Source organism: Kocuria sp. 2SI (genome assembly GCF_005502825.1).
Taxonomy (GTDB): Bacteria; Actinomycetota; Actinomycetes; order Actinomycetales; family Micrococcaceae; genus Kocuria; species Kocuria palustris.
Map to the genome: position 1 here is coordinate 148,636 of NZ_SCNB01000004.1, position 25,502 is coordinate 174,137.

18 protein-coding genes and 1 tRNA gene are annotated in these 25,502 nt (G+C 71.5%); 13 read left to right on the forward strand and 6 right to left on the reverse strand.

What is annotated here, in order from left to right; genetic code table 11:
• The first annotated feature begins 79 nt into the window (after window positions 1-79).
• Window positions 80-3,121 carry a UPF0182 family membrane protein gene (locus FFS25_RS03940; RefSeq protein WP_137801991.1) on the forward strand — a complete coding sequence of 1,014 codons (3,042 nt, stop codon included), beginning with the start codon at window positions 80-82 and terminating at the stop codon, window positions 3,119-3,121.
• Between the two features lie 190 nt (window positions 3,122-3,311).
• Window positions 3,312-3,388 (forward strand) — tRNA-Met (locus tag FFS25_RS03945).
• Between the two features lie 262 nt (window positions 3,389-3,650).
• Here FFS25_RS03945 and FFS25_RS03950 read toward each other — a convergent pair.
• A complete protein-coding gene (locus FFS25_RS03950; RefSeq protein WP_137801992.1) occupies window positions 3,651-4,421 on the reverse strand; it encodes a PspA/IM30 family protein in 771 nt (256 codons plus the stop codon).
• A 112-nt stretch (window positions 4,422-4,533) separates the two neighbouring features.
• Window positions 4,534-6,672, reverse strand: coding sequence for a TPM domain-containing protein (locus FFS25_RS03955; protein WP_171004087.1), 2,139 nt, complete (start codon window positions 6,670-6,672; stop codon window positions 4,534-4,536).
• 318 nt (window positions 6,673-6,990) lie between these two features.
• Here FFS25_RS03955 and FFS25_RS03960 point away from each other — a divergent pair, with 318 nt between their 5' ends.
• Entirely contained in the window at window positions 6,991-8,592 is a 1,602-nt protein-coding gene (locus FFS25_RS03960) for a S1C family serine protease (RefSeq protein ID WP_137801994.1), read from the forward strand.
• An 88-nt stretch (window positions 8,593-8,680) separates the two neighbouring features.
• Here FFS25_RS03960 and FFS25_RS03965 read toward each other — a convergent pair whose 3' ends face one another.
• The 3 genes from FFS25_RS03965 to folP are packed head-to-tail and all read right to left on the reverse strand — an operon-like array spanning window position 8,681 to window position 10,898.
• Entirely contained in the window at window positions 8,681-9,145 is a 465-nt protein-coding gene (locus FFS25_RS03965) for a tRNA (cytidine(34)-2'-O)-methyltransferase (RefSeq protein ID WP_137801995.1), read from the reverse strand.
• Window positions 9,146-9,156: 11 nt separating this feature from the next.
• Window positions 9,157-9,948: a dihydrofolate reductase family protein gene (locus FFS25_RS03970; RefSeq protein WP_137801996.1), complete on the reverse strand. Its 792-nt coding sequence runs from the start codon at window positions 9,946-9,948 to the stop codon at window positions 9,157-9,159.
• Window positions 9,945-10,898: a dihydropteroate synthase gene (folP, locus tag FFS25_RS03975; protein WP_137801997.1), complete on the reverse strand. Its 954-nt coding sequence runs from the start codon at window positions 10,896-10,898 to the stop codon at window positions 9,945-9,947. The genes FFS25_RS03970 and folP overlap by 4 nt, the downstream gene beginning before the upstream one ends.
• A gap of 35 nt (window positions 10,899-10,933) precedes the next feature.
• Between folP and FFS25_RS03980 the strand changes: the two genes are divergently transcribed.
• The 10 genes from FFS25_RS03980 to secA all read left to right on the forward strand — a co-directional run bounded on the left by FFS25_RS03980 (window position 10,934) and on the right by secA (window position 24,803).
• Complete coding sequence (locus tag FFS25_RS03980; protein WP_137801998.1) at window positions 10,934-12,154, forward strand: cysteine desulfurase family protein; 1,221 nt, start codon at window positions 10,934-10,936, stop codon at window positions 12,152-12,154.
• A gap of 136 nt (window positions 12,155-12,290) precedes the next feature.
• Window positions 12,291-13,469 carry a tRNA 2-thiouridine(34) synthase MnmA gene (gene mnmA, locus FFS25_RS03985; protein WP_137801999.1) on the forward strand — a complete coding sequence of 393 codons (1,179 nt, stop codon included), beginning with the start codon at window positions 12,291-12,293 and terminating at the stop codon, window positions 13,467-13,469.
• Between the two features lie 15 nt (window positions 13,470-13,484).
• The gene (locus FFS25_RS03990; RefSeq protein WP_137802000.1) at window positions 13,485-13,847 is read left to right on the forward strand and encodes a chorismate mutase; all 363 of its coding nucleotides are present in this window, start codon (window positions 13,485-13,487) and stop codon (window positions 13,845-13,847) included.
• Window positions 13,844-14,908 (forward strand): uroporphyrinogen decarboxylase/cobalamine-independent methonine synthase family protein, encoded by a 1,065-nt coding sequence (locus FFS25_RS03995; RefSeq protein WP_137802001.1) that lies wholly within the window; start codon window positions 13,844-13,846, stop codon window positions 14,906-14,908. The genes FFS25_RS03990 and FFS25_RS03995 overlap by 4 nt, the downstream gene beginning before the upstream one ends.
• Before the next feature lie 173 nt (window positions 14,909-15,081).
• The gene (mtrA, locus tag FFS25_RS04000; protein WP_137802002.1) at window positions 15,082-15,768 is read left to right on the forward strand and encodes an MtrAB system response regulator MtrA; all 687 of its coding nucleotides are present in this window, start codon (window positions 15,082-15,084) and stop codon (window positions 15,766-15,768) included.
• A 23-nt stretch (window positions 15,769-15,791) separates the two neighbouring features.
• Complete coding sequence (mtrB, locus tag FFS25_RS04005; RefSeq protein WP_249933764.1) at window positions 15,792-18,227, forward strand: MtrAB system histidine kinase MtrB; 2,436 nt, start codon at window positions 15,792-15,794, stop codon at window positions 18,225-18,227.
• Complete coding sequence (locus FFS25_RS04010) at window positions 18,224-19,963, forward strand: LpqB family beta-propeller domain-containing protein (RefSeq protein WP_137802003.1); 1,740 nt, start codon at window positions 18,224-18,226, stop codon at window positions 19,961-19,963. Before mtrB ends, FFS25_RS04010 begins: the two co-directional genes overlap by 4 nt.
• Window positions 19,964-20,081: 118 nt before the next feature.
• Window positions 20,082-20,942: a ComF family protein gene (locus FFS25_RS13530; protein ID WP_212742711.1), complete on the forward strand. Its 861-nt coding sequence runs from the start codon at window positions 20,082-20,084 to the stop codon at window positions 20,940-20,942.
• 139 nt (window positions 20,943-21,081) lie between these two features.
• Entirely contained in the window at window positions 21,082-21,762 is a 681-nt protein-coding gene (gene hpf / locus FFS25_RS04020) for a ribosome hibernation-promoting factor, HPF/YfiA family (RefSeq protein WP_137802004.1), read from the forward strand.
• Window positions 21,763-22,007: 245 nt separating this feature from the next.
• Window positions 22,008-24,803: a preprotein translocase subunit SecA gene (gene secA / locus FFS25_RS04025; protein WP_137802005.1), complete on the forward strand. Its 2,796-nt coding sequence runs from the start codon at window positions 22,008-22,010 to the stop codon at window positions 24,801-24,803.
• A gap of 108 nt (window positions 24,804-24,911) precedes the next feature.
• Here the strand turns inward: secA and FFS25_RS04030 are convergent, their stop codons facing one another.
• Window positions 24,912-25,394, reverse strand: a complete 483-nt coding sequence (locus FFS25_RS04030; protein WP_249933765.1) for an Rv3235 family protein — start codon at window positions 25,392-25,394, stop codon at window positions 24,912-24,914.
• Window positions 25,395-25,502: the final 108 nt, after the last annotated feature.

The following is a 25,502-nucleotide window of genomic DNA, read 5'->3' on the forward strand; positions in this document are numbered from 1 at the left end:
TCCCGCTCGAGCTGCGCTGACCAGCGCATCATCCGGGACCGGCTCGAACGCTCCTACCCCAGGGAAGGCCCAGGATCTCGTGACCGCTGGACCGGCAGAACCGCCCCGCCCGCCGAAGGGCCCCGCAGGCAGCACTCCCGCTGGAGACGGGCCCGCGGCTCGTCAGTCCCGGCGCAACGGAGCCCTGCTGCCGACCGTCATCATCGTGGTGGCGCTGATCGCCGCGTTCGTCGCGTTCACGCAGGTGTACACGGAGATCCTGTGGTTCGACCAGCTCGGGTACCTGAACGTGTTCGCCACGCAGAACATCGCCCGCGCGGGGCTGTTCCTGGTGGCCGCGGCGCTGGTGGCTGCTCTGCTGTGGATCTCCATGCGCGTGGCCTACCGCAGCCGGCCGATCACCGCGGCCGACGCCACGGATGACAACCTGCGGCGCTACCAGCAGGCCTTCGAGCCCGTGCGCCGGATCGCCATGATCGCGGTGCCCGTGCTGTTCGGGCTGTTCACGGCCTCCACGATCGCCTCCCAGTGGGAGACCGTGCTGCTGTTCTTCCACCAGGTCCCCTTCGGGCAGGACGACCCCGAGTTCGGCATGGACCTGGCCTTCTGGGTCTTCACCCTGCCGTTCCTGCAGCTGCTGATCGGCTTCCTGACCTCCACGCTGCTGCTGTGCGGCATCGCGGCGCTGCTGGTCCACTACCTCTACGGCGCCATCCGCCTCTCCGAGCGCGGACTGAGCTTCAGCCGCGCGGCCCGCGTGCAGCTGGCCGTCACGGCCGCCGCCTTCCTGGTGCTGCAGGGCGTGAACTTCTGGCTGGACCGCTACGCCACTCTGCAGAACACCGGCGGCAGCTGGACCGGTGCCATGTACACGGACGTCAACGCCGTGATCCCGGTGCGCGGGATCCTGGCCGCTGCTGCGCTTGTCGTCGCCGCGCTGTTCGTCGCCTCGGCCGTCGTGGGCCGCTGGCGCCTGCCCATGATCGGCACGGCCATGCTCGTGATCGTCGCCGTGGTCGCAGGCGGGATCTACCCGTCGCTCGTGCAGCGCTTCCAGGTCCTGCCCTCCGAGCAGCAGATGGAGGACGAGTACATCCAGCGCAACATCGACGGCACTCGCGCCGCCTTCGGCCTGGATCAGACCGAGACCCAGGCCTACGACGCGACCACGCAGACGCAGGAGGGCGCGCTGGCCGACTACGAGGAGACCACGTCCAACATCCGTCTGCTCGACCCGAACGTCGTCTCCCCGGCCTTCGCGCAGCTGCAGCAGTTCCGCCCGTACTACTCCTTCCCCTCCACCCTGAACGTGGACCGCTACGAGATCGACGGCCAGGTCCAGGACACCGTTCTGGCCGCCCGCGAGCTCAACCAGGGCGAGACCGACGGCTGGTACAACCAGCACGTCGTCTACACGCACGGCTACGGCCTGATCGCAGCCTTCGGCGACCGCGTGGAGGCCGACGGCTCCCCGTCGTTCATCCAGGGCGGCATCATGGCCGGCGGCGAGATCTCGGAGGACTACGAGCCGCGGATCTACTTCGGCGAGCAGTCTCCCGAGTACTCGATCGTCGGCGGTGCGGAGGAGGACCCGGACCTCGAGCTGGATCGCCCGTCGACCTCGGACGACGAGGAGGACGACGTCCGCACCACGTTCTCCGGCGAGGGCGGCCCCAACGTGGGCAACCCGCTGAACCGGCTGTCCTACGCCATCAAGTTCCAGTCCACGGACCTGATGTTCTCGGATGCCGTGCGGCCCGATTCGCAGGTGCTCTTCGACCGCACGCCGCGCGAGCGCGTCGAGAAGGTCGCCCCGTACCTCACGGTCGACGGCAACCCGTACCCGGCCATCGTGGACGGGCGCGTCAAGTGGATCGTGGACGCCTACACGACCTCGGACGCCTACCCGTACTCCACGCCCATGGAGCTCGACGACGCGACCGAGGACACCGCGACCGCCGAGGGCGCCTCCGCGGCGCTGCCCAGCGAGCAGGCGAACTACATGCGCAACTCGGTCAAGGCGACCGTCGATGCGTACGACGGCTCCGTGGACCTGTACGCCTGGGACGAGGAGGATCCCGTGCTGAAGGCCTGGCAGGGCATCTTCCCGACCTCGTACAAGCCGTACTCGGAGATGTCGGCCGAGCTGATGGAGCACGTGCGCTACCCGGAGGACATCTTCAAGGTCCAGCGCGAGCTGCTCAACCGGTACCACGTCACCGATGCGGGCTCGTTCTACGCCGGCGACGACGTCTGGTCGATCCCGAACGACCCCACGACCGACGCCGCCACGGCCATCCCGCCGTACTACCTCTCCATGCAGATGCCGGAGGAGCCGGAGGCCAGCTTCCAGCTGACCACCCCGTTCATCCCGCAGCAGAACGAGGGGGAGAACTCCCGCAACGTGCTCTACGGCTACCTGGCCGCCAACGGCGATGCCGGCACCGGCGAGGACGGCGTGAAGTCGGACGAGTACGGAGACCTGAAGCTGCTCGAGCTGCCCCGCAGCTCCGTGGTCCCGGGACCGGGCCAGGCGCAGAACAACTTCAACTCGAACACCGAGGTCTCCTCCGCCCTGAACCTGCTGCGCCAGGGCGGCTCCGAGGTGATCAACGGCAACATGCTGGCCCTGCCGGTCAACGATGGCATGATGTACATCCAGCCCGTCTACGTCCGCTCCTCGGGCGAGTCCGGCTATCCCACTCTGCGGCGCGTGCTGGTCAGCTTCGGCGAGGAGGTCGGATTCGCTCCCACGCTCGACGAGGCCCTGGACCAGGTCTTCGGCGGCGACTCGGGCGCTCAGACGACAGACGGCGCGGGCGTCACCGAGGCCGAGGCCGCCAAGGCGGCGGAGGACCAGGACGGCGAGCAGCCGGCCGAGGAGGAGCAGCCCGCCGATGGCGAGACCACCGCTCCGAGCGGCGGCACCGACCTGGACTCGGCGCTGTCGGATGCGGCCGATGCCATGGAGGACTCGCAGACGGCCATGGAGGAGGGCGACTGGGCCGCCTACGGCGAGGCTCAGGACCGTCTCGACGACGCCCTCGGGCGGGCCATGACGGCCGAGGGCCTCGACACCAGCGCCTCGCCGGGTCCCACGGATCCGAACGCGGATCAGTGATCGGGCAGCCGGTCGGCTGCTGAGGCGCAGGAGGGCCCCGTCGGGAAGGCGTGCACCGCACGACCCCGACGGGGCCCTCCTGCGTCTGCGGGTGAGGCAGTCGGCGACGGTCCGGTGGACGGGCCGTGAACGCCGGGCGACCCTCGGTTTGCGAAGGCTCGGGGAAGTGCGTATAGTCGTTCTCTGTCGCCGCGGGGTGGAGCAGTTCGGTAGCTCGCTGGGCTCATAACCCAGAGGTCGCAAGTTCAAATCTTGCCCCCGCAACCACGTAGTGAAGAAGACCCCCGGAACCGTCGGTTCCGGGGGTCTTCTGCTGTGCCCGGACCCTGTGCCCACCTTGAACCCCGCATGAGCCCACCTTGAGCCTCGCATCGGCAGGAGAGAGCGGGGCCTGCCCGTCAGGGGGCTCGGCTCGGCGAAAGGGCCCCTCGTCAGTGGCCCTCGCGCGCCGATCGGCCGCGGACAGACCGACGGCCGGTCCGCTGCCCCGTGTCTCGGGGGAGCGGGCCGGCCGTCGGGTCCAGCGGGCTCAGTGCTCGACCTCGCCGATCTGCTGGGGCGCGGGCAGGCTGGAGAGGTGATCGGTGGTGCGCCCGGCCTTGAGGGCGGCGAACCGGGCCTCGACCTCGGACTCCTGGCTGAGATCCTCCAGTGACTCGAACTGGGCGTCCAGGCTGGAGGCGGCGAGCTCCTGCTGGCCCATCACGCGGGCCTCCTCACGGCGGATCTTGTCCTCGAAGCGCGAGACCTCGGACGTGGGATCCATGACGTCGAAGGCCTTGAGCGCATCCTGGACCTGCGACTGCGCCTGCACGGTCTTCTGCCGGGCATTGAGCTCATCGCGCTTGTTCGACAGCTCCTGGAGCTTGCCGTGCATCTTGTTCAGACCGTCCTTGAGGCGGTTGACGACCTCGGTCTGCGCCTGGATCTGCGGCTCGGCCGCGCGCGCCTCGGACTCGTGCTGCATCTGGCGCTGGATGGCGACCTTGGTCAGGTTGTCGAACTTCTCGGCCTCGCCGCTCTGGCCGCTGCTGCGGAACTGATCCGCCCGGCTCGAGGCCGCCAGGGCCTTGGAGCCCCACTCCTGGGCCTCGCGCACGTCCTCGCCGTGATCCTGCTCCAGCATCCGCAGCTGTCCGATGGTCTGGGCGACGGCGGCCTCCGCCTCGCGGATGTTCTCCGTGTAGTCGCGCACCATCTGATCGAGCATCTTCTGCGGATCCTCGGCCTGGTCGATCAGCGCATTGATGTTGGCGCGGGTGAGCTGGGCGATGCGCCCGAAGATGGACTGCTTGGACATGTCGGTTCCTCCTGTGGATGGGGAGCTGATGGTGCTGGGAATCTGATGGTCGGTGCGGCCTGCTGGTCAAGAGTGCTGAGAGGAGGTCTGTCTGAGAGTTCGGGTGGAGCCCTCAGAACCTCCCGCCGGAGCTGCGGCGTCCGCCGCCTCCGAAGGAGCGGCGCCCGCCGCCTCCGAAGGAGCCCCCGCTCGAACGGCGTCGTCCCCCTCCGCCTCCGAAGGACCCACCGCCGAACCCTCCTCCGCCGAAGCCTCCGCTGAACCCGCCGTTGAAGCCTCCGCCGCTGAATCCGCCGGAGCCGCGGCGCGAACCGTCCATGACCTCGTCGAGGATCGAGCCCAGGAGGATGCCGCCGAGCGCGGCCCCTCCGTAGCTGCCGGATCCGGGGGAGCGGCGGTGGGAGAAGTCGAGAGAGTCGGTGTGGGCGCCGTCCAGGGCCTGCTGGGCGTGGTGCTCGGCCTGCTGCGCCGCATCGAGAGCGGCCTGTGCATCGGACTGGGCGAGCTCTTGCGCGCGCTCCAGATAGCTCTGGGCGTTGGCGAGCCGGGTGCGGGCCTCGTGGCCGATGCCGCCGCGGTTGCCCCAGATGTAGCGCTCGGCGGCCTGCACTCTGGTTCGGGCCGAGTCGATGGCCTGGTCGAGCCGCCCGCGCAGCGCTCGGTCCTGCTCGGCGGCGGTGCGCAGCCCTCCCAGCGTGCGATCGAGCTGATCCCGGGAGAGATCCAGGCGGTGCTGCAGCTCGACGGGGTCGATGCGCTGGTCCTTCAGCTGCTGGTCAATGGTCCCGAGTACGGAGCGCACCCCGGCCGCGGCGGCCGCCAGATCCGGCCGGGAGCCATCGCCCGCATAGGACTCGGCCTCGGCGATGTCGCGCTGGGCAAGGGCCATGGCATCGCGCAGACCGGTCTCCGCCGCGCTCAGCCCGTCCGCGGCCTCCCGGATCGAGCGCAGCAGTCCGGCGGCCTGGCCGGCGCCCTCCTCACCGGCGCGCAGCCGCACGACGGCGCTCGAGCGGTCGTCGCCGCGGGCGGCCTCCTCGGCCTCTGCCGCCATGTCGTCCGCGAAGCGCAGGCGCTCGCGGGCCTGGCCGAGGTCCTCGCGCAGCGGCTGCAGCGCCGAGTCCGCGTAGCGGGTGCTGAGCTGGTCGACGTGGGCGGCGGCGGCGTCGAGCTCCGGACGGACGCGCTGCGATTCCTCCTTCAGCTGGGCGAGGGCCTCGGGAAGACGGGTCTCCAGCTGCCGCAGCCCGGCGAAGGCCTCCTTCTGCTCCTCGAGAGGCCGCTGCGCATCCCGCGTGCGGCCGATGATCTCCGTGAGCCAGGAGCGCTGGTCGTCCTCTGTGTCCGGGATGTGGTCGTCGAGCTGCTGCTGCAGCGCGAAGCAGGCCCGCATGTGCTCCTTGGCCTGCCGGATCGCCTCCTCGAAGGGAGTGACCTGCGCCTGGCTGTACTGCAGACGGGCGAACTCGAGCTCCTGCTCCGAGTGCTGGATCGCGTTGTCGGCGGCGACGATCTGCTCCCCGGCGCGCACGCGCAGCTCCTTGATCGGGACGTCGGCGAACTCGCCGTAGCGCGACTGGCGGGCCTCGCCCTGCTGCTGACGCTGGCCGGCGCGCTGCCTGTTCACTCGCCGGGCCACGCGAAGGACGAACGGGACGAAGATCGCGGCCAGGCCGATCAGCAGGACCAGCAGCATGGGGCTGAAGGACAGGCCCCCGTCGCCGCTGTCGGAGGAGCCGCTGGTGCCCCCTGCGGCCTGGTCGAGGCCCTCGACGGCACCGGCCACCGCCCCGTCCCAGTCGTCGTCGGACAGCTCGGGGACGATCTCGTCCTGATAGATGCTGTCCTGCTCGTCGAGGCTGATGCCGCCGCCGTCGCCGGCCAGGAAGCGCGCCTCCCGATCTTCGGAGGCCACCGCCAGCAGGGCATCCGAGCTGCCCATCCCGCTGGCGAGCCAGGTCTGCTCGACCCATTCGTCGGCGGAGGCTGCATCTGTGAACTCGTCGACGATCACGACGCTGAGCGTGATGCCCTCATCCTGGGTGAGCTCATTGATCTGCTCCTCGAGCCCGCCGGGATCCTGGAGGACGCCCGAGTCGTCGACGATGCGCTCGTCGCTGGGCAGGTCGACCGGCGGCTCCGCCCAGGCCGGGGAGGCCGCGCTGAGCACAGCGAAGGCCCCGAGGGCGCAGACGATGCTGCGCTGTGCGGCACCGGTTCGGCGGCTGGCCCTGCTGCTGTGCTGAGGCATGGTCTCCGTGGGGTCGGTCGCGTGCGGCGCGCACCGGAGCATCCGATGGACGAGGGGATCCGCGACGTGGTGTCGGTCACTCACCGGCGAGTATAGGTGCCCGGTGCGATGCCCCGAGGGCAGGACAGTCGACGCACAGAGCTCGGACAGGCGGCTCCCAGGGTCTCGTCCCGACACTCAGCGGTGTTCCAGGCATACGCTGGATACTGTGGGCCGCGATGCGCGTGCGCGGGCCCGGCCTGCGCGGCCCGATCCGGGACAGTCCCCGGACAGTCCGGGTGCATCCATCGACGAGAACTTCGCATGAGGAGCACTGGCTTGAGCAACGGCGCCGACACCCCCCGTCCGAACGACCGCCGAGACGGCGGCACCGGATGGCAGCCGGGGTATCAGCCCCACGAGCCGGTCCCCGGCTCCGACGGCGACGGTCCGCGCACGGCCCCGCAGCCGATCGTCGGGCAGGATCCCCGCGCCGGACAGCAGCACCCTGAGCAGCAGGGGAGCGATCAGCGGCAGACGGCAGGGCCATACTCGTCCGGCTCGCAGGATTCCGGCTCATCGACGCGACCCCAGGCGGAGGCGTCCTCGGCAGGCCCGTACGGACAGCCGGAGCCGCACAGCCCGTACTCGCAGCAGCCCCAGGCAGCGGGCTCTCAGGCCGGCTCCGGATTCGGCCCGGGGCACCAGGCCGGCGGCACCGCTGCGCAGACCCGCCGCCGCGGCGGTGCCGGTCTGATCGCCGGCGGTCTGATCCTCTCCGCCCTGGTGGGGGCGGGGACCTACGCGGCCGTGGACACGGTCGCCGGCTCGGACGCCGCCTCCACAGCGGCGGCCTCGCGCGAGCTGATCGTCAACGACACCGACTCCGTCACGGAGATCACCGGGGCCGCGGCCAAGGCCTCGCCCTCGGTCGTGACGATCTCCTCGTCGGACGGCCAGAGCGCAGGCTCCGGTTCGGGGATCATCCTGGACGAGGAGGGCCACATCCTCACCAACACCCACGTGGTGACCATGGACGGGCAGTCCAGCGACCCGTCGATCGAGGTCCAGCTCTCGGACGGCACGGTGACCACCGCCGAGGTCGTCGGGACGGATCCGCTGTCCGATCTGGCCGTCATCAAGATCGACCACGACGGGCTGGTGCCCGCCGAGCTCGGCAGCTCGTCCGATCTGAACGTGGGGGATACCGCGATCGCGATCGGCGCTCCGCTGGGGCTGTCCGGCACGGTCACCGACGGCATCATCTCCACCACCGATCGCACGATCGCCGTGGCCTCCTCCGCCGTGCCCGAGACCCCGGACGAGGGCGAGAGCCCGGAGGGGGACCAGGGCGGGGGCGGCTGGCAGGACTTCTTCTTCGACTACGGCCAGGGCGACTCCTCGCAGGGCCAGACGGAATCTGTGTTCCTCAACGTGATCCAGACCGACGCCTCCATCAACCCGGGCAACTCCGGCGGCGCGCTGGTCGACGTGGACGGGAAGGTCGTCGGCATCAACGTGGCGATCGCCTCGGCCTCGGGCGAGGAATCCGCCGGTGCAGGCAGCATCGGCGTCGGCTTCGCCATCCCGATCGATCAGGCCGAGCGCATCGCCCAGGAGATCATCGACACCGGCGAGGCCACCCACGGCTACCTGGGCGCCGGGGTCTCGGCGGCCGCGGCCGACGACGGCGACAGCCGGACCTTCTCGGAGGGCGCGCTCGTGCGCTCCGTCGAGGACGGCTCGCCGGCCGATGACGCAGGCCTGCAGGAGGGCGACATCATCCGCAGCTTCAACGGCCACACCACCCTCGATGCCGATGAGCTCACCGCCGCTGTGCGGGAGGTCCCGGCAGGCGGGAAGGGCGAGCTGGTCTACGAGCGCGACGGCCAGGAGAAGACCGTCGAGGTCACGGTCGGCAACGCGGCGGACGCTGACTGATCTGCGGCACCGGCCCCGGGCGGGTCAGCGCTCGTCCGGGTCGGTGCACCGGAGCCGCCGATCGGGTGCTGAGCGGCGGCTCGCCGTCTCACACGGCGCCGTCGAAGCCGTTCTGGCGCCAGGCCTCGTAGACGGCGATCGAGACGCTGTTGGCCAGGTTGAGCGAGCGGCGAGCCGGAAGCATGGGGATGCGGATCTCCTGCGTCACGTGTGGGTCCGCCTTGTGCTGCTCGGACAGCCCCACCGACTCGCGTCCGAACATCATGACGTCGTCGTTGCGCCACTGCACGGCGGTGTGGGAGGACGTGCCGGTGGTGGTGAAGGCGAAGACGCGCTGCGGTCGCAGCGCCTCCCATGCGGCTTCGAGATCGGTGTGGACGTGCATGCCCGCGAGGTCGTGGTAGTCCAGTCCGGCGCGGCGCAGCTTGGCGTCGTCGAAGTCGAAGCCCAGCGGCTCGACCAGGTGCAGCTCGGCACCCGTCACCGCCGAGAGGCGGATGACGTTGCCCGTGTTGCCGGGGATCTCGGGTTCCACCAGAAGCATGCGCACCATGGGCCCACAGTCTACGGGCGCTGCGCGGCCTCCCGGACCCGGTAGCGCGTGAGCAGCATCGAGCCGTCGCGCAGCACCTGGGCCAGCTCGAGACGCTGCGGGTCGATCGCCTCGCCCAGCAGGCCAGCCCGGGTCTGGCCGGCGAGCACGGGGGACAGGCTCAGGTGCAGCTCGGCGATCCGCCCCGCCGCCATCCACGCCGCCAGCACCGTCGGACCGCCCTCGCTGTGGATCCGCTGCCATCCGCGCCGGGCGAAGAGCTCATGGGCGGCCTGCGGATCCACGCCGCCGGTGCCGTCGTCGACCACCTCGACGTCGGCCACCTGCTCGAGGGCCTTCCTGCGCTGCGCGGAGGACGCGGCACCGGTCAGGATCAGCGGCCGCACGGGGGCCTCGGCCAGGAAGTCCGAGGCCGGGTCGAGGTCCAGGCTGCGGGAGACCACCACGAGCACGGGGTGCTCGCTCATGCCGCGGGCTCGGCGCCAGGCGGCGGAATCGTCGTGGACCTGCAGGCCCCCGTAGCCCTCCTCGCGGAGGGTCCCTGCGCCGATCACCACGGCGTCGACGACGCTGCGCTGCACATCCATGAGCTTCTGATCGGCGGGCGAGGACAGTCCGCCGGAGACCGCGCCGAGCACCGCCGAGCCGTCGAGCGAGCTGATCATCATGGCCCCGGAGCCCTCGGAGGCATCGGGCCAGGTGCGCGCATAGTCCTCGCGCAGCTCGTCGAGGCTCAGGAAGCCGGGCTCGGGCCAGATCCGCTCGAGTCCGCGGATATCCCCCGGCGCATCGGGATGCGTCATCGTGGTCCTTCCATGTTGTGCCGGGCCTCGACGGGTTCGCGCAGGCCCATGATCGTGGCCGCCATGTCCAGCGCCCGGCGTGCCTGGGCGGGCTCGTGCATGCGGAAGATCCGGGCGCCGTTCAGGGCGCAGACCACCGCTGCCGCCAGCGAGCCCTCGAGGCGCTGCTCGCGCGGCAGGCCCAGGGACTCGCCCACGAAGTCCTTGTTGGACACCGCCGCCAGCGTGGGATGGCCCAGGCTCGTGATCTCGCCCAGGCGCCGGGTCAGCTCGAGCGAGTGGACGGTGGTCTTGTGCAGGTCGTGGCCGGGATCGATGATCAGCCGGTCGGCTGCGATGCCGCGCTCCAGCGCGTGGTCGACCCGCCGGGCCAGGAACTCGCGCACCTCGGCGACCACGTCGTCGTAGCGCGGATTCGGCACCGGTGTCCGGGGGCCGCCGGGACCGGTCAGGGAGTGGGTGACGATCACGTGCGCGTCGCGCTCGCGGACCGCCTCGGCCATCTCGGGATCGGAGAGCCCGGTGGTGTCGTTGATCACGTGCGCGCCGGCGGCCAGGCAGGCGTCGGCCACCGAGGCGTGGAAGGTGTCGACCGAGAGGATCAGACCGGGGCGCAGCTGCGCCAGCTGCTCGATCACCGGGACCACGCGATCGGCCTCGACCCTCGGATCCAGGGCCTCGCCCGGGGCGAAGGGCACGCCGCCGACGTCGACCCAGTCCGCGCCGTCCTGCGCGTGGCGCTCCCCGGCGGCCACGGCGGCCTCGAGCCCGAAGGTCCGACCCCGGTCGTAGAACGAGTCGGGGGTGCGGTTGACGATGCCCATGACCAGCAGGTCGCGGCGGAAGTCGATCCGCCGCCCGGCCAGGCTGCGCACCGGATGCCGCAGGGCGGGCACCCCATCGGCGGGGTTCGGGGGCACGGAGCTCGGTGCGGCGGTCACATCGGTCACGGTAGCCCGTCGGGGCGGCTCCCTACACTGGCCGCGTGTCCGATCCGCAGCCCCCCGCCCAGCCCGCCGGGCCCGTCTACCTCGATCACGCCGCCACGCACCCGGTCCTGCCCGCGGCAGCCCGAGCCGTGCACGAGCAGCTGCTGCGCGGCGGCAACCCGTCCTCGCTGCACGCCTCCGGGCGCGCCGCCCGCCGCGTGCTGGAGGAGTCCCGGGACGCGATCGCGGCAGCCCTGGAGGCCGATCCGGTCGAGATCATCCTGACCTCGGGCGGCACCGAGGCCGACAACCTGGCCGTGAAGGGGCTGTGGGAGGCCCGGACCGCGCAGGACCCGAGCCGACGCCGGGTGATCGTCTCGAGCATCGAGCATCCTGCGGTCCAGGAGCCGGCCGAGCACCTGTCCCAGCACTGCGGCGCGCAGCTCGAGGTGCTGGAGGTCGATGAGCTCGGCCGCACGGACCCCGCCCAGCTGAAGGCGATGCTCGCCCGCGATCCGGGATCGGTGGCCCTGGTGGCCGTGATGTGGGCGAACAACGAGGTCGGCACCGTCCAGCCGATCGCTGAGCTGGCGGAGGTCTGCGCCGAGTTCCAGGTCCCGCTGCACGTGGATGCCGTCCAGGCGCTGGGGGCCCTGCCGATCAGCTCGCGGCTGCCCGGGCTGACCACGATCGCGGTCTCCGGGCACAAGGTCGGCGCCCCGGTCGGAAGCGGCGCGCTCGTGGTGGGGCGCGCGGCGCAGATCCGCCCGCTGCTGCACGGCGGCGGACAGCAGCGCGGGCTGCGCCCCGGGACCCTGGATGCAGCCGGTGCGGCCGGGTTCGCGGCGGCGGTGCGGGAGGCCACGGCTGATCTGCCGGAGCAGGCGCGACGTCTGGCGCAGCTGCGCGACCGCCTCATCGACGGCATCCGGGCGGCCGTGCCCCAGGCCGTGCTGCGGGGACCGCTGGATCGGCCTCACTCCGGGCTGCGCCTTCCCGGCAATGTCCATTTCACCTTCCCCGGCTGCGAGGGCGACTCCCTGCTCTTCCTGCTGGATGCGGCCGGATTCGCCACCTCGACCGGGTCTGCCTGCACCGCCGGGGTGCCGCGTCCGTCGCGGGTGTTGCTGGCCATGGGACTGGATGAGTGCACGGCCCGAGGCGCCCAGCGCTTCACCCTGGGGCGGGGCAGCACCGAGGCCGACGTCGACGCCCTGGTCGCGGCCCTGCCGCAGATCCATGAGCGCGCCCTGGCCGCAGGGCTCTCCGGCGCCTGAGCCGGCACCCGAGCATCGTCGGGCAGCCCGGTGCGGCTCCGGGCGGACACGACTGCCGTCGCACCGCTACCCTGGAGGGCCGATACGGCGGTCCCGCCGATCATCGAGAACCCCGAAGCACTGTGAGGAGATCCCCATGCGCGTCCTGGCAGCCATGTCCGGGGGAGTGGACTCCGCCGTCGCGGCGGCGCGCGCCGTCGAGGCCGGGCACGACGTCACCGGCGTGCACCTGGCCCTGAACCGCATGCCCGGCACGCTGCGCACCGGCTCGCGCGGGTGCTGCACCGTGGAGGACTCGAACGACGCCTGGCGGGCGGCCGAGAAGCTGGGCATCCCGTTCTACGTGTGGGACTTCTCCGAGCGCTTCCAGGCCGATGTGGTGGACGACTTCATCAGCGAGTACGCCGCCGGGCGCACCCCGAACCCGTGCCTGCGCTGCAACGAGAAGATCAAGTTCGAGGCCCTGCTCGACAAGGCCATGGCACTGGGCTTCGACGCCGTGTGCACCGGCCACTACGCGTCCGTGATCGAGGTCGACGGCCGCCCCGAGCTGCACCGGGCCGCCGAGGACGCGAAGGACCAGTCCTACGTGCTGGGCGTGCTCGACGAGCAGCAGCTGCGCCACTGCCTCTTCCCGCTGGCGCCCACTCCCTCCAAGGCGCTCGTGCGCGAGGAGGCGCAGCGCCGCGGACTGTCGGTGGCCGCCAAGCCGGATTCGCACGACATCTGCTTCATCCCCGACGGCGACACCCGCGGCTGGCTGGCTGACCGGGTCGAGATGCGCCCCGGGGCGATCGTCGACGACGACGGCCGGCAGCTCGGCAGCCACGACGGCGCGCTGGCCTACACCGTCGGCCAGCGCAGGGGCCTGCACCTGGGCACTCCGGCCCCCGACGGCAAGCCCCGCTTCGTCCTGGAGATCCGGCCCAAGACCGACGAGGTCGTGGTGGGCCCGCGGGAGCTCCTGGCGGTCGACGAGATCCGGGGCATCCGCCTGTCCTGGGCCGGTCGCCCCGTGCCCGAGTTCGAGCGCTTCCAGCAGGATGCCCGGACCAGCGCGGGCCGGGTCTCCGAGGAGGTCGAGGTCCAGGTCCAGGTGCGGGCCCACGGCGAGGCCCTGCCCGGCCGGGCTCGGCTCGAGGACGTCGAGGACGACGGGCAGCTGCGCACCGAGCTGGTGCTAGAGCTCGACGAGCCCCTGAGCGCGGTGGCCCCGGGGCAGTCGGCCGTCGTCTACCAGGGCACCCGCGTGCTCGGGCAGGCCACGATCGCCTCCGCCCAGGCCGCTTCCCGGGCCTCCTCGCCCGCCCGCTGACCTAGGATCGAGACCATGAGCTCCGACGATCAGACCGCCAGCGCCCCGCGCCCGGCCGAGTCCCTCGGCACAGAAGAGGTCCTCGCCCAGCTGCGGGCCATGCGCGGCACCATCGACAACCTCGACGCCGTGCTCGTCAACGTCCTGGCCGAGCGCTTCAAGGCCACCCAGCGCGTGGGAGAGCTCAAGGCGGCCCACGACCTTCCGGCAGGGGACCCCGAGCGCGAGTCCCAGCAGATCGAGCGGCTGCGCCGTCTGGCCCAGGACGCTGAGCTGGATCCGGAGTTCGCGCAGAAGATCCTCGGCTTCATCATCAGCGAGGTCATCCGCCATCACGAGCGCATCGCGGAGGAGCACCGCGCGGGAACCGAGCGGTGAGCGCACGATCCTCCGAGACGGCCGTCCTGCCTCAGGAGCCGGCGCGCACGCGCGCCACGGTCGTGGGCGGACTGCCCGGCACCAGCGCGGTGGAGGCCTTCACGGTCATGCGCGGCGAGCTCGGGGCGCCGCATCGCAGCGGGCTGCTGCCGCTGCCCCAGCGCTCGGACGTGGCCGATGACCTGCCGCGCACGGTCGCCGTGCTCACCGAGCTGTGGTGCGACCTGCAGCCGCACGGCTGGCGCCTGCAGCGCCACGACTCCAAGGAATCCCGGGCCGCCCGATCCCTGCTGGCCAGCGACCTCAATGTGCTGGCCGATGTCATCGGCGCCGAGTCCGGCGGCGACCTGGAGCCGGTCACCACGCAGCTGCTGGGCCCGACCGCGCTGGCCGCCCGTCTGCACCTGCACGGCGGCGAGCGAGTGCTGCGCGATCACGGCGCTCGCCGGGACCTGGTCGACTCGCTGGCAGACGGCCTCGGCGAGCACCTCTCAGCGCTGCGCCAGTCGATCGGCCCGCGGGGGATCGTCGTGCGCCTGGCCGAGCCCGAGCTGCTGCGCGTGCTCGAGGGTCGGATCCCCACCGCCAGCGGCTATCAGACCCTGCGGGCCGTGCCCTGGTCGGAGGTCCGCGAGGGGCTCGAGCGCGTGGTCGAAGCCGCGCGGGCCGCCGGGGCGCTCAGCGTCGAGCTGCAGCTTCCGGAGGGCCTGGAGCCGGCGCGGGCCCTGGGGGTCGGCGCGGCCCGGATCGTGGTGTCCGCCCCCGGTCCCAGCGCTCGCGACTGGGAGCCGCTGGCCGAGATCCAGGACTCGGGCACGGACCTGTGCCTGCTGCTGCCGCACCTGGTCGAGGGCCTGTCCCGGCCGTCGTCGACCTCGCGCGAGGTCGAGGCGATCGTCCGGCCGATCAGCGAGGTCGGCATGCCCCTGAAGGAGCTGTCGCGGCTGATGGTCGCGGTCGGTCCAGGGCTCGAGGAGCTGGCCCCCGACCGGTTGCAGTCCGTGCTCGGCCGGGTCGCGGACATCGCCCGAGGGCTCGAGGACACCGCCCGGGAGGCGTGAGCTCGAGCGGGCGCGTCGTCGGGCGGATCCGCGTCGGCCGCGCTTCCGCGGCTGGGGTGCCCGCCTGAGGGCGGCAGAGCTGACATGATGGACGAGAGCCCACCCTCGCACGGCCAGCACGCCGCGCTGCCGCAGGGATCCGGGCAGATGTCGCGAAGCAGAGAGGCGGTCCGGTGGCCAAGGCAAAGATCCTCGTGGTGGATGATGACGCAGCACTGGCGGAGATGATCGGCATCATCCTCAACGCCGAGAACTACGAGACGATCTTCTGCGCGGACGGAGCCGAGGCCGTGGAGGCCTTCCGCCAGGCCGAGCCGGATCTGGTGCTGCTCGACCTGATGCTGCCCGGCAAGGACGGCATCCAGATCTGCGGCGAGATCCGGGAGTTCTCGGACACCTCGATCGTGATGCTGACCGCCAAGTCGGACACCGACGACGTCGTGCGCGGCCTGGAGGCCGGAGCCGACGACTACATCCCCAAGCCCTTCAAACCCGCCGAGCTGCTGGCCCGCGTGAAGGCGCGGCTGCGCCCGGGCTCGCGCGCCACCTCGACCGAGCTCGTGGTCGGCGACGTCACCGTGGACATCACCGGCCACCGCGTGCTGCGCGGACAGGAGGAGATAGCCCTGACCCCGCTCGAGTTCGAGCTGCTGGCCACCCTGGCGCGCTCGCCCGAGCAGGTCTTCACCCGCGACATGCTGCTGCGCCAGGTGTGGGGCTACCACAACGCCGCCGACACCCGCCTGGTCAACGTCCACGTCCAGCGGTTGCGCTCCAAGGTCGAGCGCGACCCCGAGAACCCGCAGATCATCGTCACCGTGCGCGGCGTCGGCTACCGCGCCGGCCACGAGCACCGCTGAGAACCTCCCGGAACCCCCTCGTCATGTCCGACCCCTCCTCCACCGGCGCCCACGGCTCGTCCGCGGTCGCCGGCGCGCGCCCGGACGACGAGTCCGTGGAGGGCTCGGCGGGACCCACGCTTCCTGTGGGAGTCGTCGATGTCCCCGGACAGGAGACGGTCGTCCATACCGACCACCGCGCCGCACGCAGGCGGCGGCGCCGGTACCGCGGACCCATCGGCGGGGCGCGCCTGCGCCTTCGGCTGGTGCTGCGGCGCTGGCGGCACTCCCTGCAGTTCCGTGCCGTGTCGATCGCGCTGGTCGGGGTGCTGATCGTCTTCCTGGTCACGGGCAGCTTCCTCTCCCACCAGATCTCCGAGCGGCTGTTCAACGACACCCTGGGCCAGGCGCTGAGCCAGTCCGAGGCCGACTACCGCAGCGTGCAGGCCAGCTTCGATGCCTCCGAGGGCGGCGACCAGGCGCAGCTGCAGACCCTCGTGTCCTCCACCCTGAGCGGGCTGGACTCCGGCAGCGACCGGGCGCGCAGCCGCTGGGTGCTGCTGCCGCTGCACGACGAGGGCGACAGCGGGGACGACTCGCTCCCGCCCCAGTCGGAGAAGCCGTGGCTGGGCGAGCAGACCATCCCGGCGGAGCTGCAGGAGGAGGTCGCCGACAGCGTGGGCGTGGACGAGGGCATGTACTGGCAGTCCGGCTCGGCGCAGATCGACGAGAACGGACTGTCCGTGCCCGTCGTGATCGTCGGCCAGGTCGTGGAGCCGAGGCAGGGCTCGCCGTACGGGCTCTACTTCGTCCACGACTTCTCCCAGCCCCAGCGCACCCTGGATGCCATGCACGCGGTGTTGGTTCTGGCCACGCTGGTCCAGGCGCTGCTGGTCTCGGGCGTGGTCTGGTACGTGACCCGCGAGATCGTGCGCCCGGTGACCTACACGGCCCGGTCCTCCGAGTCGCTGGCCGACGGCAACCTCGATGCCCGCATGGAGGTCCACGGCTCGCACGAGGTCGCCCGGCTGGGCCGATCGTTCAACCGCATGGCCGACAACCTCGCGGATCAGATCACCCGCCTCGAGCAGCTCTCGTCCATGCAGCAGACCTTCGTCTCGGACGTCTCCCACGAGCTGCGCACGCCGCTGACCACGGTCCGCATGGCCGCCGAGGTCCTGCACAATGCGCGCGATGACTTCGACCCCGTCAACCGGCGCTCCGCGGAGCTGCTGTACCACCAGGTCGACCGCTTCGACGTCCTGCTCGCCGACCTGCTCGAGATCTCCCGCTTCGACGCCGGTGCGGCGCGCCTGGAGATCACCGGGGTCAACATCATCCAGCAGATCACCGGGGTGCTCGAGACCGCCGCCCCCCTGGCCGCCAATGCCGACACGGTGATCCGCGTGCACGCCGACCGCCAGCGGATCCTGGTGCAGATGGATCAGCGCCGCATCGAGCGGATCCTGCGCAACCTGGTGGTCAACGCGATCGAGCACGGCGAGGGCCGCCCGATCGACATCGTCGTGCGCGCCTCGGACACGGCGGTGTCCGTGGCGGTGCGCGATCACGGCATCGGGCTCACCGAGGAGCAGACGGCCAAGGTCTTCGACCGCTTCTGGCGTGCGGACCCGGCGCGCGCCCGCACCACGGGCGGCACGGGACTGGGGCTGTCGATCGCCGCCGAGGACACTCGTCTGCACGGCGGCTGGCTCGACGCCTGGGGCTCGCCCGGACAGGGCGCCTGCTTCCGGCTGTCCCTGCCGCTGCTGCAGTCGCGCCCGCTGTCCGAGGACGACGAGCCGCCCGTCGAGCTGCCGCCGGATCCGGAGTCCATGCCGGTCGTCGGCGTGGTGACGGACACCGGGACCATGGTCGCCATCCCGCTGGACCAGGACTCGGTGGTCTCGCGCTCCACCGGGCAGCTGCAGCTCGCGCAGATCCGTCGCGCGGCCGATGAGGCCGAGGACGAGGAGGAGCAGACCGCTCCCGAGGCGTCCCGGACTCCGAAGCAGGACGGGGCGCAGGCTTCCGGACCGGCGCCTTCGGGGGCGGCGCACGAGTCGATCGGCGGGACGTTCGTGGGGGCCTCGGCGGCCGGTCGCTCGGAGGGCGGCCCGCGCTTCACGCCCGTGGGGTCCGAGGCCTCCGGCGCGCCGAGCGATCCGACAGGCGCGCACGGCGACGGCTCAGGCATGCGCAGCGGCGCGCTCGACGGCGGACGCAGCGCCCCTCTGCCTGATGAGCCGATCGGCGGCACGGCCTTCCGCGATGCTCCGGCTCCCGATCAGCCGCCCGCCTACTTCGAGGAGGACGACCTGGACGAGTCCTACGAGGACCTGTTCCCGGATGACACCGGCGAGCTCCCGGCCTTCCGCGAGCTGCCGGAGCAGCTGCCCGATCCCGAGCGCCGCGGCTCCGAGCCGGCCGATCCGGAGGGCCCTCATGACGACGACGCCGATGGAAGGAGCTCGTCATGAGCCAGGACATCCCCGATCCGCGGGCAGCAGGTGCGCGCGGCTCGCGCGCTCGCCTGGCCCTGTCCATGGGCGTCGTCGGCTCCCTGGTGCTGGGCGGCTGCGCCTCGATCCCCACGTCCGGTCCCGTGCACGTGGCCGAACCGCCCACGTCCTCGACCACCGAGTCCGCCGAGCCGGAGTTCGCTGCTCCTGCCCCCGGGGCGAGTCCCGAGCAGATCGTGACCGACTTCCTGGCAGCCGGACAGGGCGCCGCGGAGGACTACGCCGCGGCTCGCCGGTACCTGGCTCCCGAGCTGGCCGACAGCTGGCGACCCGGGCAGCAGACCTATGTGTTCTCCGGAGAGGCGGGGATCCAGCAGGGGCTCGAGGACGACCAGGTCCGCGTGAGCGTGGACACCCGCGCCCAGATCGACGTCAACGGGATCATGAACCGGCAGGAGCCCGGCTCGACCGATGAATTCGATCTCGAGCTCACCCAGGTCGACGGCGAATGGCGCATCTCCTCGGCCCCGGACGCCGTGCTCATCCCGGCCACGAACCTGGACGACGTCTATCAGCCCTACAACCTGTACTTCATGGAGCCGGGCGGGGACCACGCCGTGCCGGATCCCCGCTGGTTCCCGGATCGGCCCGTGGTCTCCACGCAGCTCATGCGCGCGCTGATCAACGGCCCGGCCCCCTACCTGGACGGTGCGGTGCGCTCCTACATCCCGGAGGGAGCCGAGCTCGCAGAGGGCTCCACCGTGCCCATCCAGGACAGCGAGGCCTCGGTCGAGATGACCGTCCCGGACTTCAGCACCACTGACCTGGAGACCACGCAGGGCATCTACGGGCAGATCATGCTCACCCTCCAGGACCTCGAGTCGGTCGACAGCGTCGCGATGACCGTCAACGACTCCGCCGTGGAGCTTGCTCCGGCCGAGGCGGCCGACCTGCCTGCCACCGTGGCTTCCGTGCCCGGGCGACAGATCGCCCTGCGCGACGAGGAGCTCGTGTTCCACCAGGGCGGGCAGATCAGCCCCGTACCCGATCTCGCCGATGCCCTCGAGGGGCGCTCGCCCGCCGCGCCGGCCATGAGCCAGGAGATGGATCAGTTCGCGGCGCTGGCCGACGACGCCGAGACCATGGTGACGTTTTCCTCGGCCGCTCCCCGGCCGGCGGACCGCGCCAGCGGCTCCGGGCTCACGGATCCGTCCGTGGATCAGCACGGCTGGGCCTGGACCGCCGACGACGAGGGCGCGGTCAGCGCCGCGAGCATCGACGAGCCCGGCCGCCCGGCCCTGCAGGTGCAGGCGGATTCGCTGGAGGGCGTCCCGATCGCCAGCCTGCGAGTCTCCCGCGGAGGCACCCGTGCCCTCATCCTCACCGACGAGGGCGACGACTCCCGGATCCTGCTGGCCGGCATCATCCGCCGCGGCGATGGCGAGCCCGTGCGGCTCAACGACCCGCAGCTGGTGGATCTGGGCGCCGTCGAGCCTCCGGCCTACGCCGCCTGGATCAGCGATTCGGCCTTCGTCGTGGCAGCCGAGCGGGACTCCAGCAGCACCCCGGAGGTCTATGACGTCTCGGGCCGCCACCGCAGCCTGCCGACCGTGGTCGACGGCGTGCAGAACATCGCCGGCGGCGACGGCGAAGGCGAGATCTACGTGGAGAGCGACGGCGAGCTGCGCCTGCTCACCGGCGAGGCCTGGTCGCCGCAGACCGACGAGGTCTCGGACGTCGCCTACGCCGGCTGAGCCGCCGCCGGGTCGTCCGGGCTCCACAGGCCGTTTCGCCTCCGCTGCGCGGGCCGCGGGAGTCGCGGGGCGCGACGAAGGCGGTCCGGGTCCTCTGCCGATCAGAGATCCTGCCGCCGTGAGCCAGCCCGTGAGTCGTCGAGCCCGGTCCGGGCGCAGCAGCAGCGCGGCCTCTGCGAAGTCCCTGGAGCTGCGCCTGGCCCGGGCGGGCCAGGTCGCCCTTCGAGGGATCGAGCCTCTCGTGCCGGTCCAGTGTGCGGTGTGCCGGGAGCCGGGGGAGTCGGTGTGCCGTCCCTGTCGTCGCCTGCTGCACCGCAGCTGCTCGCGACCGCGCCGGGTGGAGACCGGCGCCGCTCAGCTCGGCGGGCTGCCGGTCGTGGCCGCTGGGCCGTACGAGTTCGAGCTGGCGGTGTGCCTGATGGCCTTCAAGGACGGCGGGCGGTCCGATCTGCTTCCCGTGCTCGCACCGATCCTCGCTCGCGCCGTGCGCGCCGGGCTCGGGGAGGACTCTGCGGATCAGGTGCTCGTGCCGATCCCCACGTCCGCTCGAGCGCTGCGGCGCCGGTGGTCCGATCCGGTGAACGAGCTGCTGGCAAGGGCGGGGCGCGAGGGCCTGCTGCCGGCCGGCGCGCGGATCGAGCCGTGGCTCGCCCACCGATCGCGCACGGCAGGGGCCGCTCTGCACCTCGGGCCCGCGCCGTGGACGGGGTCGCAGAAGACCCGCGACGCCGCCGGACGCGCACGTGCCGAGGACCCGTTCGTGCTGCAGCGCCCGTGGCGGCGGCTGCGCTCGCCGGTGCCGGTCTCGGCGGTGCTCGTCGACGACGTCCTCACCACGGGCTCGACACTGCGCCGGGCGGCGCGCCGGCTCGAGGCGGGCGGCATCGAGGTGCGGGGCGCCGTCGTGCTGGGCGCGGTGGGCGCGCCCTCAGCGCAGACCGCGAGGTCGGCGCGCGAATCTCCGGAGGCCGGTGGATGAATCGCAGGTGTGAGCCGGGTAATATCCTGTTACCGGGACCCCTCGTCCCGGGTGGGGGTCGCCCTCGTCGGCCTCCGCAGGGTCTACCACGGACTGTCCCCCGTCCTGCGGGAGCCGGTCCGCTGACTGGGAGGACATCATGGAACTCACCATCCAGGGCCGGAACGTCACCATCTCCGATCGCTTCCGCGAATACGTCGAGACCAAGGTGACGAGGTTCGAGGAGCTGGGCGACAAGGTCCAGCGGATCGAGATCAAGGTCCTCAAGGAGAACCCCCAGCCCGGCCACGACGGCATGCGTGTCGAGGCCACCGTCATCGGCCGCGGACCCGTGGTGCGCGCCGAGGCCCGCGGCGATGACAAGCAGGCGGCCTTCGACTCCGCCTACGCCAAGCTCATCGAGCAGCTGCGCCGCGCGCGCGATCGCCGCAAGATCCACCGCGGCAACCACCGCCCCACTGCCGTCCACGAGGCCACCGCCGCCCTTCCGGTCCTGCCGATCAGCGACCGCCCCTACGCGTCCCAGGAGGAGCTCTCGGCGGCGGAGTCCGAGGCCTTCGACACCGAGTACGCGCTGAGCGAGGACGTCCCGCCCGTCGAGATCCGCCGCAAGAGCTTTCCGGCAGAGCGGATGAGCGCGGACCAGGCCATCGACCGCATGGAGCTCGTCGGGCACGACTTCTTCCTCTACATCGACTCGGCCACGGACGAGCCCTCCGTGGCCTACCGCCGAAAGGGCTGGGAATACGGTGTGATCTCCCTCAGCGCCTCCGTCGCCGAGCCGGAGACCGTGGAGGAGAGGGCCTACCAGGCCAGCTGAGCGGACCCCCCCGCCGGGCCGCGGGCTCGGCCTGGAAGCCGCTCGTGCGGACTTCGCGCTCAGCGCACCGCAGACGCGACCGGAGGACTCCGGTCGCGTCTGCGCTCATGCGCCCTGCCGTACACTGTCCTGAGTCGCCGGCCGACCCCACGGCCTCGGACCGGGGAGCTCGTCGCGGGAGGTCCCGTGCCGTGCCTCGGATCGACCATGGCGATGCAGCCCCCACGATCAAGGAGCGTGTGCCAGTGGCCTCCATCCTGGAGAAGGTGCTCAGGACCGGCGACAAGAAGGTCCTGCGCCGCCTGCGGTCCTATGCCGATGCGATCAACACGCTCGAGGACGGCTTCAGAAAGTTCACCGACGCCGAGCTGCGTGCGGAGACGGACGCATTCCGCCAGCGCCTCGAGGACGGCGAGTCCCTGGACCGCATGCTCCCGGAGGCCTTCGCCGTGGTCCGTGAGGCGTCGCACCGCGTGCTGGGCAAGCGCCATTACGACGTCCAGCTCATGGGCGGGGCCGCGCTGCACCTGGGCAACATCGCCGAGATGAAGACCGGCGAGGGCAAGACCCTGGTGGCCACCGCGCCCGCCTACCTCAATGCGCTGTCCGGCAAGGGCGTCCACGTCATCACGGTCAACGACTACCTGGCCTCCTCCCAGGCGGAGCAGATGGGCCGCGTCTACCGCTTCCTGGGCATGGAGACCGGCACGATCCTGGCGGGCCAGTCCCCGGATGTCCGCCGCAAGCAGTACGCCGCGGACATCACATACGGCACGAACAACGAGTTCGGCTTCGACTACCTGCGCGACAACATGGCCTGGTCGGTCGACGAGCTGGTGCAGCGCGGGCACAACTTCGCGATCGTCGACGAGGTCGACTCGATCCTCATCGACGAGGCCCGCACCCCGCTGATCATCTCCGGTCCGGCCTCCGGCGAGGCCAACCGCTGGTACTCGGTCTTCGCCTCGCTCGTCGAGCGGCTGGAGCTGGACGAGGACTACGAGGCCGACGAGAAGAAGCGCACGGTCTCCGTGCTGGAGCCCGGCATCGACAAGGTCGAGGACTGGCTGGGCATCGAGAACCTCTACGACACCTCCAACACCCCGCTGATCGGCTTCCTGAACAACGCCCTGAAGGCCAAGGAGCTCTTCGCCCGAGACAAGGACTACGTCGTGGTCAAGGGCGAGGTCCAGATCGTCGACGAGCACACCGGACGCATCCTGAAGGGCCGTCGGTACAACGAGGGCCAGCACCAGGCGATCGAGGCCAAGGAGAAGGTGAAGGTCAAGCCTGAGAACCAGACCATGGCGACCATCACCCTGCAGAACTACTTCCGCCTCTACGACAAGCTCGGCGGCATGACCGGCACCGCCGAGACCGAGGCGGCCGAGTTCATGAACACCTACGAGCTCGGCGTGGTGGCTATCGAGACCAACCGGCCCATGGTCCGCGAGGACCGGGAGGATCTGGTCTACAAGAACGAGGTCGTGAAATTCGCGGCCGTGGTCCAGGACATCGAGCAGCGCCATGAGACGGGCCAGCCCATCCTGGTGGGCACCACGTCGGTGGAGAAGTCCGAGTACCTCTCCAAGCTGCTGTCCAAGCGGGGCATCCGGCACGAGGTCCTCAACGCCAAGAACAACGAGCGCGAGGCCGCCATCGTGGCCCAGGCCGGGCGCAAGGGCTCCGTCACGGTGGCGACCAACATGGCCGGTCGCGGCACGGACATCATCCTGGGCGGCAATGCCGAGGCGATCGCCATGGAGCGCATGAAGGAGCTCGGCCTGGACCCGGACCGGGACCCGGAGGGCTACGAGCAGAAGTGGCCCGAGATCCTGGAGGCCGCGGAGCAGGAGATCGGCGACGAGCACGAGACGGTCAAGGAGCTCGGCGGGCTGTACGTGCTGGGCACGGAGCGCCACGAGTCCCGTCGCATCGACAACCAGCTGCGCGGGCGCGCCGGCCGTCAGGGCGACCCCGGCGAGTCGCGCTTCTACCTGTCCCTGAACGACGACCTCATGCGCCTGTTCAACGCCGGCGGCGCCTCTCGCCTGATGGCCAACGCCGCGGAGGACACCGCACTGGAGTTCCGGATCGTCTCCCGGGCGATCGCCTCGGCGCAGAACATGGTCGAGGGCCGCAATGCCGAGCAGCGCAAGAACGTCCTGAAGTACGACGACGTCCTGAACCGCCAGCGCACCGCGATCTACGCCGACCGCCGCCGGATCCTCGAGGGCCACGACCTCCAGGATCAGGTGCAGCAGTTCCTCCGGGAGGTCGTGGGCTCGATCGTGGTCGAGAAGACCAGCTCGGGGCACCCCGAGGACTGGGACCTTGACGCGCTGTGGGAGGCCCTGCGCACGGTCTACCCGGTCTCGGTCTCCCAGGACGAGCTGATCGAGGAAGCGGGCGGGCGCGACAAGCTCAGCACCGAGTTCCTGCGGGAGCAGCTGGTCTCGGACGCGGAGGTCGTCTACGAGGAGCGCGAGGAGCAGATCGGCTCCGAGGCCATGCGCAACCTCGAGCGCCGAGTGGTGCTCTCAGTACTGGGCCGCAAGTGGCCGGAGCACCTCTACGAGATGGACTATCTCAAGGACGGCATCGGGCTGCGCGCCATGGCTCAGCGTGATCCGCTGGTCGAGTACCAGCGCGAGGGCCACATCATGTACCAGAACCTGATGGACGGCATCCGCGAGGAGACGGTGACCTACCTCTTCTCGGTGGATCTCAGCTCGCAGCGCGCCGACGCCGGCGGCGGACCGCTGGGGGCCGGTCTGCCGAAGCAGCCCAAGTTCCTCCAGTACTCCGCACCCAGCGAGAGCGGACGCACCCAGGTGCGCACCGAGCGCAGCGGCGCGAAGTCCTCCGAGGCCTCCTCCCGGGGATCGGCAGAGGCCTCGGCTCCGACCGCGTCGTCGGTCTCGGATCCGGCGGCCTCCGGCGGCGAGGCCCCGGCCCAGCCGCGCTCGCGCGCCGAGCGCCGTGCCGCGGAGGCCAAGGCAGCGCGCGAGGCCAAGAAGCAGGCGTCGTCCGAGGACTGAGGACGTTGCGTCCATGCGGGACGGCCCGAGCAGGTCGGAGGGGCCGGGCGGAGGCGAGTGCCTCCGCCCGGCCCCTCTTCCGTGCTCGGGCGGCCCCGCAGGGATGGTTCAGCCGACCTCCAGGACCGTGATGCGCCAGGCCTGCTCCTGCCGCTCGGCCCGCACCACGACCGCGCGGGAGCGGGCGTCGTCGCAGATGACCAGGGCTGCCTCGTAGATTCCGGCGTCCACGGCGCACACGCGCTGGCTGCGGACCTCCGAGTGCTGATGCACGCGGTGCACGGGCGCCTCAGCGGGTTCCAGAGCCCTGCGCCTCTGCAGGAGGACGGCTCGGCGATGAAGACGATCCACGATCTCCGGCTCGGCCCAGCGGGCGAGCTGCCTGGCGGGCCGGGCGCCGGCCAGGACCTCGACGGCAGCGACGGCGACGGCTCGGATCAGAGCCGTGGCGCGCTCGCGCTCGGTGCCAGGGGCGCTCGGTCGCGCAGCTGTGCGCTGCTGCTGACGCCAGACGTACGGGCGGGCCGTGCCTGGTGCGGCGGTGCGATCCCCGGTGCGCGGGGTCGGCGGGCGGTGCGAGGTGATGGGCATGGCGGACTCCTGGGGCAGTCAGGGACGGAAGGGCGGGTGGAAGAGACGGCAGCGGGCCCTCGCGCCCCGCCCTTGCCAGCAGCTCGTTCACCGGATCGGACCACCGGC

What these genes read in the sequence shown, in the direction of transcription:
- FFS25_RS03950 (WP_137801992.1), bottom strand. Translation starts at nt 4,421, where the DNA reads ATGTCCAAGCAGTCCATCTTCGGGCGCATCGCCCAGCTCACCCGCGCC.
- FFS25_RS03955 (WP_171004087.1), bottom strand. Translation starts at nt 6,672, where the DNA reads ATGCCTCAGCACAGCAGCAGGGCCAGCCGCCGAACCGGTGCCGCACAG.
- FFS25_RS03965 (WP_137801995.1), bottom strand. Translation starts at nt 9,145, where the DNA reads ATGGTGCGCATGCTTCTGGTGGAACCCGAGATCCCCGGCAACACGGGC.
- FFS25_RS03970 (WP_137801996.1), bottom strand. Translation starts at nt 9,948, where the DNA reads ATGACGCATCCCGATGCGCCGGGGGATATCCGCGGACTCGAGCGGATC.
- mnmA (WP_137801999.1), top strand. Translation starts at nt 12,291, where the DNA reads ATGCGCGTCCTGGCAGCCATGTCCGGGGGAGTGGACTCCGCCGTCGCG.
- FFS25_RS03990 (WP_137802000.1), top strand. Translation starts at nt 13,485, where the DNA reads ATGAGCTCCGACGATCAGACCGCCAGCGCCCCGCGCCCGGCCGAGTCC.
- mtrB (WP_249933764.1), top strand. Translation starts at nt 15,792, where the DNA reads ATGTCCGACCCCTCCTCCACCGGCGCCCACGGCTCGTCCGCGGTCGCC.
- FFS25_RS04010 (WP_137802003.1), top strand. Translation starts at nt 18,224, where the DNA reads ATGAGCCAGGACATCCCCGATCCGCGGGCAGCAGGTGCGCGCGGCTCG.
- hpf (WP_137802004.1), top strand. Translation starts at nt 21,082, where the DNA reads ATGGAACTCACCATCCAGGGCCGGAACGTCACCATCTCCGATCGCTTC.
- FFS25_RS04030 (WP_249933765.1), bottom strand. Translation starts at nt 25,394, where the DNA reads ATGCCCATCACCTCGCACCGCCCGCCGACCCCGCGCACCGGGGATCGC.